This window comes from Limnohabitans rimovensis (SeqCode) (assembly GCF_965234775.1).
Classification (GTDB): domain Bacteria; phylum Pseudomonadota; class Gammaproteobacteria; order Burkholderiales; family Burkholderiaceae_C; genus Limnohabitans; species Limnohabitans rimovensis.
The window spans coordinates 1,228,996-1,242,576 of sequence record NZ_OZ248562.1 but is presented as its reverse complement, the minus strand read 5'-3'; the positions used below and the strand labels follow the sequence as shown (position 1 = coordinate 1,242,576).

15 protein-coding genes are annotated in these 13,581 nt (G+C 59.1%); 5 read left to right on the top strand and 10 right to left on the bottom strand.

The genetic code is table 11. The annotated features are described in order from the left end of the window. Positions 1 to 32 precede the first annotated feature (32 nt). The 3 genes from AC8GFZ_RS06040 to AC8GFZ_RS06030 all read right to left on the bottom strand — a co-directional run bounded on the left by AC8GFZ_RS06040 (position 33) and on the right by AC8GFZ_RS06030 (position 3,100). Positions 33 to 1,352, bottom strand: a complete 1,320-nt coding sequence (locus tag AC8GFZ_RS06040) for a TRAP transporter large permease (protein ID WP_506643331.1) — start codon at positions 1,350 to 1,352, stop codon at positions 33 to 35. Between the two features lie 18 nt (positions 1,353 to 1,370). Further along, on the bottom strand, positions 1,371 to 1,901 hold the full coding sequence (locus AC8GFZ_RS06035; protein WP_506643329.1) for a TRAP transporter small permease subunit: 531 nt from the start codon (positions 1,899 to 1,901) through the stop codon (positions 1,371 to 1,373). 167 nt (positions 1,902 to 2,068) lie between these two features. Continuing rightward, entirely contained in the window at positions 2,069 to 3,100 is a 1,032-nt protein-coding gene (locus AC8GFZ_RS06030; RefSeq protein ID WP_506643327.1) for a TRAP transporter substrate-binding protein, read from the bottom strand. A 260-nt stretch (positions 3,101 to 3,360) separates the two neighbouring features. On the opposite strand from AC8GFZ_RS06030, the gene AC8GFZ_RS06025 reads away from it, so the two are divergent. Next, complete coding sequence (locus AC8GFZ_RS06025; protein ID WP_506643325.1) at positions 3,361 to 4,119, top strand: SDR family NAD(P)-dependent oxidoreductase; 759 nt, start codon at positions 3,361 to 3,363, stop codon at positions 4,117 to 4,119. A 91-nt stretch (positions 4,120 to 4,210) separates the two neighbouring features. On the opposite strand, the gene AC8GFZ_RS06020 is transcribed toward AC8GFZ_RS06025, so the two are convergent. After that, entirely contained in the window at positions 4,211 to 4,864 is a 654-nt protein-coding gene (locus tag AC8GFZ_RS06020) for an RraA family protein (RefSeq protein WP_506643323.1), read from the bottom strand. A gap of 64 nt (positions 4,865 to 4,928) precedes the next feature. Continuing rightward, the gene (locus AC8GFZ_RS06015) at positions 4,929 to 5,408 is read right to left on the bottom strand and encodes a YqaA family protein (protein ID WP_506644250.1); all 480 of its coding nucleotides are present in this window, start codon (positions 5,406 to 5,408) and stop codon (positions 4,929 to 4,931) included. A gap of 244 nt (positions 5,409 to 5,652) precedes the next feature. On the opposite strand from AC8GFZ_RS06015, the gene dusB reads away from it, so the two are divergent. Genes dusB through purH form a run of 3 tightly spaced genes read left to right on the top strand, consistent with a single transcriptional unit; the run spans position 5,653 to position 8,549 of the window. Then, a complete protein-coding gene (gene dusB, locus AC8GFZ_RS06010; protein ID WP_506643321.1) occupies positions 5,653 to 6,693 on the top strand; it encodes a tRNA dihydrouridine synthase DusB in 1,041 nt (346 codons plus the stop codon). Next, on the top strand, positions 6,690 to 6,923 hold the full coding sequence (locus tag AC8GFZ_RS06005; protein ID WP_506643319.1) for a helix-turn-helix domain-containing protein: 234 nt from the start codon (positions 6,690 to 6,692) through the stop codon (positions 6,921 to 6,923). Before dusB ends, AC8GFZ_RS06005 begins: the two co-directional genes overlap by 4 nt. A 54-nt stretch (positions 6,924 to 6,977) precedes the next feature. After that, positions 6,978 to 8,549, top strand: coding sequence for a bifunctional phosphoribosylaminoimidazolecarboxamide formyltransferase/IMP cyclohydrolase (gene purH, locus AC8GFZ_RS06000; RefSeq protein WP_506643317.1), 1,572 nt, complete (start codon positions 6,978 to 6,980; stop codon positions 8,547 to 8,549). Between the two features lie 50 nt (positions 8,550 to 8,599). Here the strand turns inward: purH and AC8GFZ_RS05995 are convergent, their stop codons facing one another. Both AC8GFZ_RS05995 and AC8GFZ_RS05990 read right to left on the bottom strand, forming a co-directional pair. Continuing rightward, a complete protein-coding gene (locus AC8GFZ_RS05995) occupies positions 8,600 to 8,887 on the bottom strand; it encodes a hypothetical protein (RefSeq protein WP_506643315.1) in 288 nt (95 codons plus the stop codon). Continuing rightward, positions 8,880 to 9,167: a BrnT family toxin gene (locus AC8GFZ_RS05990; protein WP_506643313.1), complete on the bottom strand. Its 288-nt coding sequence runs from the start codon at positions 9,165 to 9,167 to the stop codon at positions 8,880 to 8,882. Before AC8GFZ_RS05990 ends, AC8GFZ_RS05995 begins: the two co-directional genes overlap by 8 nt. 171 nt (positions 9,168 to 9,338) lie before the next feature. Between AC8GFZ_RS05990 and AC8GFZ_RS05985 the strand changes: the two genes are divergently transcribed. Next, positions 9,339 to 10,580 (top strand): DEAD/DEAH box helicase, encoded by a 1,242-nt coding sequence (locus AC8GFZ_RS05985; RefSeq protein WP_506643311.1) that lies wholly within the window; start codon positions 9,339 to 9,341, stop codon positions 10,578 to 10,580. 31 nt (positions 10,581 to 10,611) lie between these two features. Here AC8GFZ_RS05985 and AC8GFZ_RS05980 read toward each other — a convergent pair whose 3' ends face one another. The 3 genes from AC8GFZ_RS05980 to AC8GFZ_RS05970 are packed head-to-tail and all read right to left on the bottom strand — an operon-like array spanning position 10,612 to position 13,538. Next, positions 10,612 to 12,138 (bottom strand): DHA2 family efflux MFS transporter permease subunit, encoded by a 1,527-nt coding sequence (locus AC8GFZ_RS05980; RefSeq protein WP_506643309.1) that lies wholly within the window; start codon positions 12,136 to 12,138, stop codon positions 10,612 to 10,614. A 9-nt stretch (positions 12,139 to 12,147) separates the two neighbouring features. After that, positions 12,148 to 13,203 (bottom strand): HlyD family secretion protein, encoded by a 1,056-nt coding sequence (locus tag AC8GFZ_RS05975; protein WP_506643307.1) that lies wholly within the window; start codon positions 13,201 to 13,203, stop codon positions 12,148 to 12,150. After that, the gene (locus AC8GFZ_RS05970) at positions 13,200 to 13,538 is read right to left on the bottom strand and encodes a DUF6172 family protein (protein WP_506643305.1); all 339 of its coding nucleotides are present in this window, start codon (positions 13,536 to 13,538) and stop codon (positions 13,200 to 13,202) included. Before AC8GFZ_RS05970 ends, AC8GFZ_RS05975 begins: the two co-directional genes overlap by 4 nt. Between the last annotated feature and the right edge of the window lie 43 nt (positions 13,539 to 13,581).

The window sequence follows — 13,581 nt, the reverse complement described above, 5'->3', positions numbered from 1 at the left end:
GGTAAATCCTTTGAAGTTGTGGTTTGAAAAAGTCAAGGTGCCGTGAGGTTGGGCAGCCAAAGGATCATCTCAGGGAAGATCACATACAGACCCAGGGACAAAAAGTCCAACAAAATAAATGGTGTCACCCCGGCAAAGGCTTGCCCCAGGGTGACCGGTATCGGCGACGAACTTTTCACCACAAAGACATTCAGCCCCACCGGCGGCGTCAGCACCCCAATCTCGGCCAGTTTCACCGCCACCACGCCCAACCAAATCGGGTCGAAGCCGGCTTCTTTCATGACCGGGAACATGACGGGCAGGGTCATCACCATGATGGCGATGGGTTCAATGAAGCAGCCCAAAATGGTGAACAACACCACAAAGCAAAGCAAGTAAGTGTATTTGTCGGCCCCCAAGCCGATCATGAAACTGGAGATGGTGGTCACCAGGCCCGAGTAGGTGAGGAAGCGGGCAAACAACATGCCGCCGACCACGATGATGAAGATCACCGAGGTGGTGACGGCCGCTTCTTTGAGCACCCCAATGAGTGAGCCCGGTGTCAACTTGCGACGGGCCAGCGCAATCAGGAAGGCCCCAAAAGCGCCCACCGCACCGGCGTAGGTGGCAGGGAAGTAGCCGCCATAAATGCCGCCCACCACAACGGAAAACAAAATCATGATGCCGTACACGCCTTTGAGAGACTCAAAGCGGTCGGCCCAGGTGAACTTCAGGTTGGCCAGCGGGGCCAAGTCCGGGCGCACGCGGGCCAGCACATAAATGCCCGTGCAGTAAATGATGGCGGTCAGAATCCCCGGCACCACGCCAGCGATCAGCAGCTTGCCAATCGATTGCTCGGTGATGACGGCATACACCACCATCAAGATGCTGGGCGGTATGAGCGCGGCCAAGGTGCCTGCGGCGGCAATGCAACCGGCGTTGAGCCGCACGTCATAGCCAAAGCGGGCCATCTCTGGCATGGCCATTTTGGTGAAGACGGCGGCATTCACGATGGTCGAGCCCGATGCCGCACCAAACGCGGCGGAAGACATCACAGTGGCCATCGCCAGCCCACCGCGCAGCGCGCCCAGCCACACATAGGCCATGCGAAACAACTCGGTGGTGATGCCCGACACCGTGGCAAAAGAGCCCATCAAAATGAACAAAGGGATCACCGCCAAAGCAAACGAGTTGGTGGTGCCAAACGGAATGGCGGCAATTTGGGCAAACGCGGCATCAGGGCCAACCGACAGGTAAATGCCCAAGAAGCCAGCCAGGCCCAGGGCCACACCAATGTGTGCACCCAGGACCAGCCAAATCAGCAAAAGGCTGACAACGACGATTCCGGTGGTTTCAGGAGAAAGTAATGGCATGAGAGTGTCCTGAATTGATTATTGGAAATTTGTCTGGGTTTGTTGCTCAGCGCTCGCCTCGCCACTGATCATGTGGCGAACATTTTGGATCAGGTCCAAGCCCAGTTGCACCAGCAACAGGGCACATCCCACCACCAACAACAAGCGCGCTGGAAAGAGCGGGAAGCGAATGGTCCCCATGGTGGCTTCACTGATTTCCAAGCTGTAAAGGGCTTCATCAAAGCCCTGCCAAGTCACCAAGCCAAAGAAGGCTATTGCCACCAAGTGGGTAACCGCATCCATGAAGGCTTTGGTGCGGGGGCCCCGATCGGTGTAAAAAATTTCCACCCGGATGTGGCCGCGCTGCGACTGGGTGAATGCCAGCGCACCAAACACAATCAGCACCATGGTGCTTTCGGTGATCTCCAAAGTGCCGGGCACGGGCCATCCAAAAAACTTGGTGCCCACGACATCGGCAAAGCCCAGAAACATGGAGATGATCATGCCCAGTGCGCCCATGAGTAGCAGCACCAGTGCCAATTTACGAACCCATTCGCTGATTTTTTGCATGTTGTGTATTCCTGAAAAATGGGGTGGTCAATCACGGCCACAGGCCGGTTGGACAAAAGCGTGGGTCAAATAAATAACCACCCATCAACTTGGGAGTTGTGGGTGGTTTTAATCAAGCGTTCAGATGGTGCTTTCGGTGGAAAGCCTCAGCCAAGAAAACACTGATATCAGAGGCCCAAAATTTGGCGCCAGCGAGCTGCGACCCGTTTGGGGGTTTCTGCATCGCCCGTTGCAGCAGCCGTGGCTTTTTCCCAGTCGGCCAAAAAGTCGGGCGCCGCGGCACGCCACTTCTTGAGCTCATCCGCTGAAACGGGGATCACATTGCCGCCTTGGGCCTTGATGTTGACCAAGGACTTGGCTTCGAAATCCAAAATGTAATTCATGTACTCACGCTGGGTGGCGCGGGCTTCTTCTTGAAAGATTTTTTGGATGTCGGGTGGCAGACGCGCCCAGGTGCGCTTGCCAATGGTGATGTTGTGGCCTGAAATGGCCATCACAGGGCCGCAATGGGTTTTGGCCACTTCATTGAGTTTGAGCGACTGGATGTTGCCAGGGTTGATGAAAGAGTAATCGATGTTGCCGCTTTTGAGCGCTTCATACACGCCGACAGGGGGCACGGTGACGGGCACTGCGCCAATGGCGGTGAAGGCCTTGGGAATGTCGGCACCAAAGCTGCGGGCCTTTTTGCCGCGCATGGTGGCAACGTTGGCGCAGTCATTGTTGCTACCGCTCAGGTAGTACTCGCCCAAGGGTTGTTGAAACAGCCACACCACGCCGATGCGGTCCATCTCTTGTTGGTAAATGGGCATTTCTGCCACCACAGTTTCGAGCAGGTCGATCACCTGTTTGGTCGAGGTGAACAGCATGGGCGTTTGAAACGCACGCCAGTAGCGCAACTGATCGGGGTTGTATCCAGGGGCGGTGGACGTCATGTCAATGGCACCACGCGAAGTCAGCATGAGCAACTCGGTGTCTTTGCCCAGACCACCGGCATAAGTGATCTCGATCTTGACTTGACCGTTGGTGCGCTTTTCGATTTTGGCCGCAAAATCTTTTTCAAGTTGCAAGAAGGGGCCGTCGGGCAAGTAGTGGCCCCAGCGCAGCAAAAACTTGGGCTGAGCCATCGCGGCAGCAGCCAAAGTCAGGCCCAGCACAGCGGCCAGCGCGGAACGCAAAAACGAAAACTTATTGAATTGCATCAATTGCTCCTGAGTCAATGAAAATGAATGGGATCAAATGATTGTTGGTGTGAAGACCAGATTTGTCAAGCGAGCAAACCTGTGCCGGATTGTGGGACTGACGGACCCGTCCAAGACGGTGCACAAACGCCAGGCTGGTGCATGCAAAGTGATTACTGTGATCAGCCTGACGGGGGTGGTGACCACACTGGTGCACGTCAAAGGTTTGGCATACTGGCCTTTGTTTCAACGCCCTGTTGGGCAACTCAGGGAGTACCACCATGGATTTACAACTCAGCGGCAAAACCGCATTGGTCACAGGGGCCAGTGTCGGCTTGGGGCGCTGCATGGCGCAGATGTTGGCGCGTGAGGGCTGCGAGTTGGCCATCGTGGCTCGGCGTGAAGAGTTGTTGAATGGCTTGGCCCAAGTCATTCAAGCCGATGGCGGCGTCAAGCCCTTGGTGATCGTGTGTGACATCACCCAGCCTGACGCCCCCATGCAAATTCGAGAGCAGGTGATGCAGCGCTGGGGCGGCTTGGACATCTTGGTCAACAACGCCGGGGGCTCGCGCCCGTTTGCCGGCATCGGAACCCGCGCGCAATGGGACGATGCGATGAATTTGAATTTTCACGCAGGACGCGAGCTCACCCATGCCTTGCTGGCCGATATGCAAACGCGTGGCTTTGGCCGCATCATCAATTTGACCGGCCCGGATGAACCCATGAGCATGAACGGTGGCGTGCCACCGAATGGCGCGGTGCATTTGTGGTCCAAGGCATTGTCGCGGCACGTCGGCGCACATGGCATCACGGTCAACAGCATTGCGCCCGGGCGCATCCACTCCGAGCAAGTCGATCAAAAGTTATTGCCCACCCCCGAAGCCCAACAAGCCTGGGTGGCGGCCAATGTGCCGGCCGGATACATTGGCGAGCCACAAGACCTGGCCGCTTTGGTGTGCTTTTTGGTGTCGCCGCTGGCGCGCTATATCACCGGCCAGGTGATCCATGTCGATGGTGGTGCCAGGCGCGCTGCATCTTGAGCCCACTGACACGCTGAATCTGTCTGGCCTTGTCGCGGCCAGACAAGCGCGGCCATTCTCTTGATGGCGCAGATGTGCAGCCTCTCGCAGGCTAAAACTTGCCGTACTTCAAATAAGCTTCCACCGGGTCCATGCCGCCGCGGATGGCTTCGCGCACTTGGTTTTCGGTCAGGGCCACGGCTTCGGTTTTTTCCACCACCTCGGCCACCAAGGCTTGGGGGATGACCACCACCCCATCGCGGTCGCCCAGCACATGGTCGCCGCTGTGGATGGTCACGCTGCCAATGGTCACTGGCTCGCCATAGCGGTCTGGTTGCCAGCGCGCCACGATGTCTGAGGGCGTGAAAAACGTGTGCACCACCGGAAAGCCCAGCTCCAAAATAAAGTCAGTGTCGCGGCAACCCCCATCGACCACATAACCCAGCACGCCTTTGTTCTTCAAGGTTTCTGCCGACAACTCGCCCATCAAAGCGATCTCTTGGTTGTGCGGTTGGCACACCACCACATGGCCGCTGGGCGCTTTGGACAGCAAGGTGGTCCAACCCAGCAAGCTGTCATGTCGGCTGATGCTGTGGTCGATGTGGCCTGACACCGTCCAAGCCGGACCCGCCACTTTGAGGGCTGGGTCCAGGGGGCGCAGGTGCGAGGGCAGCACGCAATTGGCATGGCCCATGCCGCGCAGCACATCGTGCACTGCGCCGGTATAAAGCTTCGACAGGCGTTCAACCAAGGTGGGTGTGTTCATGGCGGGGTTCCTTTCAGCCACTGTAGAAGATGCCCGCCACCCGCCCCATGCTGGAAAACCCCAGCTACAGCGCAGCCGCCCAGTCTTGTGGAAACACCCACAGCAATAAACTGGTGAACACCAAGTAGCGCATAAATTTACCGATGGCCATGTAGAAAAAGCAGGGCCAAAAAGGCATGCGCAAGTAGCCAGCCACGGCACACAAAGGGTCGCCAATCACCGGCAGCCAACTGAGCAAACAGGCTTTGGGTCCCAAGGCTTGTAGCCAGGCCAAGGCACGCAAGCGCACGGCACTGTCGCCACGCACCTTGTCCACCACCTTTTGTGTACCCCAGCCCATCCACCAATCGAGCGCCCCACCCAAGGTGTTGCCCGCCGTGGCGACCAAAATGGTCGGCCAAAACAAATCGGGGTTGAGCTTGATCAAACCAAACACCACCGGCTCTGAGCCCATGGGCAACAAGGTGGCCGATATGAACGACACCACAAACACCGTGCTCAGGCCAAAGCGCGGCAGCGCCAAAGTGGTCAACAGCAGGTGCATCCAATCCATCGTGGCTTGAGTATAGAAACATGTGAGGGATCACTGCGGTTTTTTCGCCATCGATTCATTGCGTGCATGTTCAGGCATGTGCGATGCCAAGCCTTTGGCACCAATTCGGTGAATAAAAATGGGTGTTTACACGAATGAAAAATCAGCGTTAAACGCTTGTGGCGGCAGAAAACACGCCGCTACAATCGTGCCTCCTTTTTAAGCACCCCCCTTTCGCACGCTTTGCCTTTTTCAAATGCACATCGGACCTTATGCTTTGACCAATCGCTTGATGGTCGCCCCCATGGTGGGGGTGACTGACAGGCCGTTTCGGCAACTGTGCAAGCAATGGGGTGCGGGCTATGCGGTCAGCGAGATGATCACGTCAAAGCGCGATTTGTGGCACACCGCCAAAACCATGCGCCGTGCCGACCACCGTGGCGAGAGCGGGCCGATCGCGGTGCAAATTGCCGGTACCGACCCGCAGATGATGGCCGATGCCGCGCGCCACAACATCGACCACGGCGCGCAAATCATCGACATCAACATGGGCTGCCCGGCCAAAAAAGTCTGCAATGTGTGGGCGGGATCGGCGCTGATGCAAAACCCACCGCTGGCGCTGGCCATTGTGGAAGCGGTGGTCCAGGCCTGTGCGCCCTTGGGCGTGCCGGTCACCTTGAAAATGCGCACCGGTTGGAGCGCTGAGCACAAAAATGCCTTGGCGTTGGCCTTGGCCGCTGAACAAGCGGGGGTGCAAATGCTCACCATCCATGGCCGCACCCGCGAGCAAGGCTACAAAGGCCAGGCCGAGTACCTCACCGTGGCCGAGGTCAAATCGCGCCTGCGCATCCCGGTGGTGGTGAATGGCGACATTGACTCACCGCAAAAAGCCCGCGCCGTGTTGGACCTCACTGGCGCAGACGCCTTGATGGTGGGGCGTGCGGCGCAAGGGCGACCGTGGATTTTTCGCGAAATCGCCCACCACCTGGCCACCGGTGACAGCTTGGCGCCTCCATTGGTGGCCGAGGTGCGCCGATCGCTGCTGGCGCATTTGCACGCGCACTGCGCTTTGTATGGCGAGTACACGGGTGTGCGCACGGCACGCAAACACCTGGGCTGGTATGTGCGCCACATGCCGGGGGGCGAAGCGTTTCGCCAACACATCAACACCTTGGAAGACCCGCAGGCTCAGGCCGATGCATTGGGTTTGTTTTTAGATCAATGGGCCCAAACCTCGGACCGCATGCCTGCGGCCATGTGGGACACCGCCCCGACACCAGAGACACAGTTCGCATGAGCAAAAAAAACATAGAAGACGTGGTGCGCTCCAGCCTGGAGGCTTACTTCCGCGATTTGCGCGGCACCGAACCCGGCAATTTACATGACATGGTGGTGAGTACCGTCGAAAAACCTTTGCTGGAAGTGGTGATGAAGCACGCCGAAGACAATCAGTCGCGCGCCGCCCAGTGGTTGGGCCTGAACCGCAACACCTTGCGCAAAAAACTCACCGAGCACAACCTGCTTTGATTGACCCCCTGCAAGGCTGCCCGCAAGCGCAGGACCTGCCAACCCTGGACCCCCATGAACGCATTGATTTCTGTCTCCGATAAGAGCGGCATCGCCGAACTCGCCCATGCTTTGCACGCTTTGGGCGTGGGCTTGATCTCCACCGGTGGCACCGCGCAGTTGCTGCGCGACCAAGGCCTGCCCGTGCGAGAGGTGGCCGATGTCACCGGCTTTCCCGAGATGCTCGATGGCCGCGTCAAAACCCTGCACCCCATGGTGCATGGGGGCTTGTTGGCCCGCCGCGACCTGCCTGCGCACATGCAAGCTTTGCAGGCGCACGGCATAGACACCATTGACCTTTTGGTGGTCAACCTGTACCCCTTTGAAGCCACGGTGGCCCAACCGGGTTGCACATTGGAAGACGCGATCGAGAACATCGACATCGGCGGCCCGGCCATGGTGCGCAGCGCTGCCAAAAATTGGAAGCATGTGGCGGTGCTGACCGACGCCACGCAATACGGCCCGGTGGTGGATGAGTTGCGCCAAAACGGCAGCTGGAGCGACACCACCCGCTTTGCATTGGCCGTGGCCGCGTTCAACCGCATCAGCCAGTACGACGGCGCCATCAGCGACCACTTGTCACGCATCCAAGTCGACGGAAAGCTCACGGTGTTTCCGTGGCAAGCGAATGGCCGCTTTGTCAAACTGCAAGACCTGCGCTATGGCGAAAACCCGCACCAACTCGCGGCGTTTTACCGCGATGTGAACCCCGCCCCCGGCTCTTTGGTGATGGGCGTGCAGTTGCAAGGCAAAGAGTTGTCCTACAACAACATCGCCGACGCCGATGCGGCCTGGGAGTGTGTGAAAAGCTTTGCCACACCGGCGTGCGTCATCGTCAAACACGCCAACCCCTGCGGCGTGGCCTTGGGCGCAGATGCCTTGCAGGCTTACCGCAAAGCGTTTCAAACCGACCCCACCTCGGCCTTTGGCGGCATCATCGCGTTCAACTGTGCGGTCGACTTGGCCACCGCAGAAGCGGTGCACAAACAATTTGTCGAGGTTTTGATCGCGCCGTCTTACAGCGCCGATGCGCTGGCCTTGTTGCAGTCCAAGGCCAATGTGCGGGTCATGCAAATCGACCTGCCCCCGGGTGGTGACACCGATTGGGCGCGCGGTCAAAACACGGTGGACATCAAACGCATTGGCTCAGGCGTGCTGATGCAAACCGCCGACAACCATGTGCTGCAAGCCAGCGACTTGAAGGTGGTGACGCACAAACAACCCACGCCGCAGCAAATCGAAGACCTGTTGTTCGCTTGGAAGGTGGCCAAGTTTGTGAAGAGCAACGCCATCGTGTTTTGCCGCGACGGCATGACCATGGGTGTGGGCGCCGGGCAAATGAGCCGCTTGGACTCAGCCCGCATCGCCGCCATCAAAGCCGGTCACGCCAGCTTGAGCCTGCAAGGCACGGCGGTGGCCAGCGACGCCTTCTTCCCCTTCCGCGACGGCCTGGACGTGGTGGTCGACGAGGGCGCGACCTGCGTCATTCAACCGGGTGGTTCAATGCGCGACCCAGAAGTGATTGACGCCGCCAACGAGCGCGGCGTGGCCATGGTGTTCACTGGGGTTAGGCACTTCAGGCATTGAGCCGTTTGGTTCGTGGCTTCGACCTTGCGTCGGCCGGGCCAAATGTTGGATCACTTTCCCGAAGCGCCGATCTCGCGTTCTGACAGGCGACCTGTCACATATTTGTGCAAAACACTTGCGATCAGCGTTTGATACGGCAGCCCCTCTGCAAGCGCCTTGGCCTGTATGTCTTGCAGGTCGCCAGTTGACAGCCGGATATTGACCCGGCGGTCTTTGATGGCTGTGGCCCGCGCTGCAGACTTGAACTTTGCAAGTTCTGCCCTTGTCGCCACAGACTTCAGCCTGCCATCCTCATATGCGGAAAGAATATCTGTTTCGTATGCATCGGTTTTAGGCATTTGTTTCACCTTGGTTCAAATAGTCACGCGTTGCCTTGCGGCCGGGTATGACTGTCTTTAGAAAAAAATGGTCATCTTCCTCGACAAATGGGACCAAGTACGCGTAGCCGTCACTGGTAACGACAAGCATCTTTTGCTTGGGGTACTTGGCCAAATTCGGGTGAGCCAGGATGTCCAACAGGCCCCCCGACTCAATGACAACCACCATGTTCTCGAATGAAATGCCCCGATCAAGCTGGAGTTGCTCGTTTTTTTCAGGGCTCCATCGAAATGGCTTCATGCGATGAGTTTAACGCAGTGTGTGCCTTTTGGCTTCAAATGGCAAATATTCGCCCAACCGGCGCCGATGGAGGTGTGGGCTCATTCGGAGTGTGACCACATCCGCAGCAGCCCAGGGCTGTACATTCCGTCCCAAAGCCATCCTCCCCACCTGACCCACTTGGACCCCCCTTTGAACTTCTCTGAACTGGGCCTGAGCCCTGCGCTGATGCGCGCCGTGGACAGCATGGGTTTGCACCTGCCCACGCCCATACAAGGCCAAGCCATTCCCGCCGTGTTGCAAGGCCGCGATGTGTGGGCCAGTGCGCCCACCGGGTCGGGCAAAACCTTGGCCTATGTCTTGCCTCTGGTGCAAAAAATATTGCAAGCGCCCAAGCAAACCAATTTCCGCCGGCCCATCCGCTGCCTGGTGCTGGTCCCCACCCGCGAGTTGGCACTGCAAGTGGGGCAAGTGCTGCGCCAAGTGGCTGACAGCTTGGGGCTCAAAGCGGTGGTGGCGCACGGCGGGGTGTCGATCAACCCGCAAATGATGGCCTTGCGCGGTGGTGCCGATGTGGTGGTGGCCACCACCGGGCGTTTGCTCGACTTGGTGGCGCACAACGCCTTGCGTTTGTCGGAGGTGCAGCACCTGGTGCTTGATGAGGCCGACCGCTTGCTCGAGCTGGGCTTTGCCGACGAGCTGCAAGCGGTATTGGCCTTGCTGACGCAAGCGCACCAAACCCTGTGTTGGTCGGCCACCGCCACACCCGAGTTGGCCACCTGGGCCCTGCATGGCTTGCGCGATCCGCTGCGCATCGAAAGCGATGCCGCCGAGGTGTTTGAAGCACCGCAGATCGAACAACTTGCCATCGCGGTGAATGACAAAAAACGCACGGCATTGCTGCGCCACTTGATCACCACCCAGGGTTGGCAGCGGGTGCTGGTGTTTGTGGCCACGCGCTATGCCTGCGCGCACCTGGCCAGCAAGATGTGCACGGCTGGCGTGCGGGCCAGTGCTTTGCATGGCGACATGTCGCAAGGGGGCCGCCAAGCGGCGTTGCAAGACTTCAAGGACAGCCGCATCGATGTGTTGGTCACCACCGATTTGGCGGCACGCGGCATCGACATTGCCATGTTGCCGGTGGTGGTTAATTTCGATTTACCCCGCTCGGCCAATGATTACACCCACCGCATTGGGCGCACCGCCCGCGCCGGTGCACAAGGGCAAGCCGTGAGCTTTGTCAGCGCCGACGCCTTGGCGCATTGGCAGTTGATCCAAAAGCGTGCACAGGTTCAATTGCCGTTAGAGGTGGTGGCGGGTTTTGAGCCCACCGATGAACCTGCGACAGTGCCCGGTGTGGGTGGCATCAAGGGCAAGCGGCTGAGCAAGAAAGACAAATTGCGCGCTGCCGCAGCAGCTTTCACACCCAGCTGAGCTTACGCTGGCCTGCGGGCGATAAAAGCGATCAGTGTTTTTCTGCAGGGCTGGGCGTGTGCAACAAGGCCAGCAAGGGAATGGCCGCCAGGGTGAGCCACATCATGGCTTGAAAGTCTTGCGCAAACGCCAGCATGGCGGCTTGTCGCGCCACTTGGGCATCCAACTGGCTCAAACCCTCTGGGGTGATGATGTGGTGCAGGCCTTGCTCGATGCCCATTTGCAGCGCCCAGTTGCCGGTGTGGATGTGTTCGGACAAGATCGCGTGGTTGATTTGGGTGCGCGAGCCCAAATAGCTGATGACCGCCGAAATGCCAATGCTGCTGCCCATGTTGCGCACCAGGCTATACAAGGACGTGCCATCGTTGCGAAAAGCCACTGGCATGGTGGAGAACGCCAAAGCGGTCAAGGGCACAAACAAAAACCCCAGCCCCATGCCTTGCAAGATGCCGGTTTGCACCACCGTCCAGCTGGTCACATCGGTGGTGAAACGCGTCATCCAATACAGCGAGGCGCTGGTCATGAGAAGGCCTGCCAGCACCAGCAAGCGCGCATTGACCCGGCCCGACATGCGCCCGACCACCAACATGGCCATCATGGTGCCCACCCCGCGTGGGGCCAGCAACAGGCCCACGTCCATCACCGGGTAGCCCATCAGGGTTTGCAAAAAGGGCGGTAGCAAGGCCATGGTGGTGAGCAAGATCATGCCGACAATGAAGATGAACAGCAGGCCCACGCTGAAGTTGCGGTCTTTGAAAATGCTGGGGTCAATGAAGGCTTTGGGTTGGGTGTAGATGTGGGCAATGAACAGGTAGAGGCCCAGCACCCCCAAGCAGGCCTCGGCCACCACCTCAGGGCTGGCAAACCAGTCCAGCGAATGCCCCCGGTCGAGCATCATTTGCAGCGAACCCAGACCCAGGCACAAAAAGCAAAAGCCCAGCATGTCAAAGCGCCGCTCGGGGTCCAGCTCGGTTTCGGGCACAAATGCGGCGAGACCCAACCAGGCCAACACGCCCACGGGCAGGTTGATGTAGAACACCCAGCGCCAGTTGTAGTACTCGGTGAGCCAGCCGCCCATCGACGGGCCCAGGATGGGGCCGACCATCACCCCCATGCCCCACAAGGCCATGGCCGCGCCGTGGCGTTCACGCGGATAGGCATCCAGCAAGATCGATTGCGACAGCGGCACCAAGCAAGCCCCAAACACCCCTTGCAGCAAGCGAAACAACACAATTTGTTCCAGGCTTTGGGCCGCACCACACAGCATGGAGGTGATGGTGAAGCCCACCACCGAAGCCATGAAGACGCGTTTGCGCCCCCAGCGTGCGGCCAAAAAACCGGTCAAGGGCATGCAAATGGCCGAAGCCACGATGTAGGAGGTGAGCACCCAAGATATTTGGTCCTGCGTGGCCCCCATGCTGCCTTGCATGTGGGGCAGGGCCACGTTGGCGATGGTGGTGTCCACCGCTTGCATGATGGTGGCCAGCATCACCGCCAGGGTCAGCCAACCCCGTCGCACGGCAGGGGTGGTGGATGGCAGGGGTGGCGAGGCGGTCATGCCCAAGTTTCAGGGCAGGGCATGGCCCCACAAGCGACGGCGGTGCTCGGTATCGATCTCCACGTGTGCGCTCATGCCCGAGCGCAGCACGGGGGCGTTGTCGGTGGGCTGCAAGGCCAAACGCACGGCGATGCGCTGGGTCACCTTGATCCAGTTGCCGGTGGCGTTTTGGGCGGGGATGAGTGAAAACTCAGCCCCCGTGGCCGGGCTCAGGCTTTCTACCCGCGCCGCCCATTGGGCATCGGGGTAGGTGTCGATGCGCACCGTGGCGCGCTGCCCGGGTTGGATGAAGGTGAGTTCGGTTTCGGTGAAGTTGGCCTCAATCCACCAGTTGTCGGTCACCACCAAGGCCATGGCCACCGTGCCAGCCCCCACAAATTGACCGGGCTTGGGCGGTCGGCTGACCACCCCGGCTTGGGCCGAGCGCACGGTGGTGCGGTTCAATTCCAATTGGGTTTGGGCCAACTCGGCCATCGCCAAGCGGTAGCTGGGGTGGCTCTCGATGGCGCTGTCCAGGCTGCCGCCCAAGGCTTCGGCGATGCGTTTGAGGTCCATCTCCAGGGCCTGGGTTTGCTGTTCGGCCAGATCGGTGTTTTGTTTGGCGTCATCAAATTTGGCCGCAGAAATAAAGTTTTTATCCAACAAGTCGGCTTGGCGTTGTTGCTCGCGTTGGGCAAACCGGTGCTTGGTGCGTGAGAGAGTGATTTCAGCTTGTTTTTCGCGGTAACTGGCTTTGAGCGCCATCAAGTCGGTGCGCACCTGCGACAGCCGGGCCTGCGCACGGGCCAGGTTGTGCTGAAAGGGTGCGGTATCGAGCACAAACAGCACCTGGTCTTTGGCCACCGCTTGGTTGTCTTGCACCATCACGCTGACCACGGTGCCCGAGACCTGGGCGCTGACGGGCACTTTGTCACCTTTGACATAGGCGTTGTCGGTGGCCATATAGCGCCCGCCTTGCAAATAGATATATGCCCCGGCCATGGCAGCCAGCAGGGGCAGCACCAACAGCAACACCCAGCGCAGAACGTTGCGCAAAAAATGGGTTGCAGGTTGGGGCACGCTCATGCAGCGCTGGCTTCAGGGGGTGGTGAGGTGGCCTCGTCAGCGGGTGCGGGCGGTTTGCTTTGGCGAATACCGGGTTTGCGCAAAATTTCCACATACACGGCCACAGCGCCGTCAATGGCCAAAGCGTCCAAGGCTTTGTTCAGTTCGGCCACGTGCACGCGTTGGGCGGTGTCGGCTTGCAAGCCCATTTGACAATCGAAGTCCCAATAGTCCACGCCTTCGGGCAGGGGCTTGTTGCGTTCGCGGCGCACATACTGGCGCAGCGTGTGTTTGAGGGCGTCCAGCACACGCTCGGGCTTTTTGCCCTCAACCATCAGGGGGTGGGTTTTTTTCATCAAAGTCCTTCAAAGGGTGGCGCCCTCGCAGGACGAAAAGTAA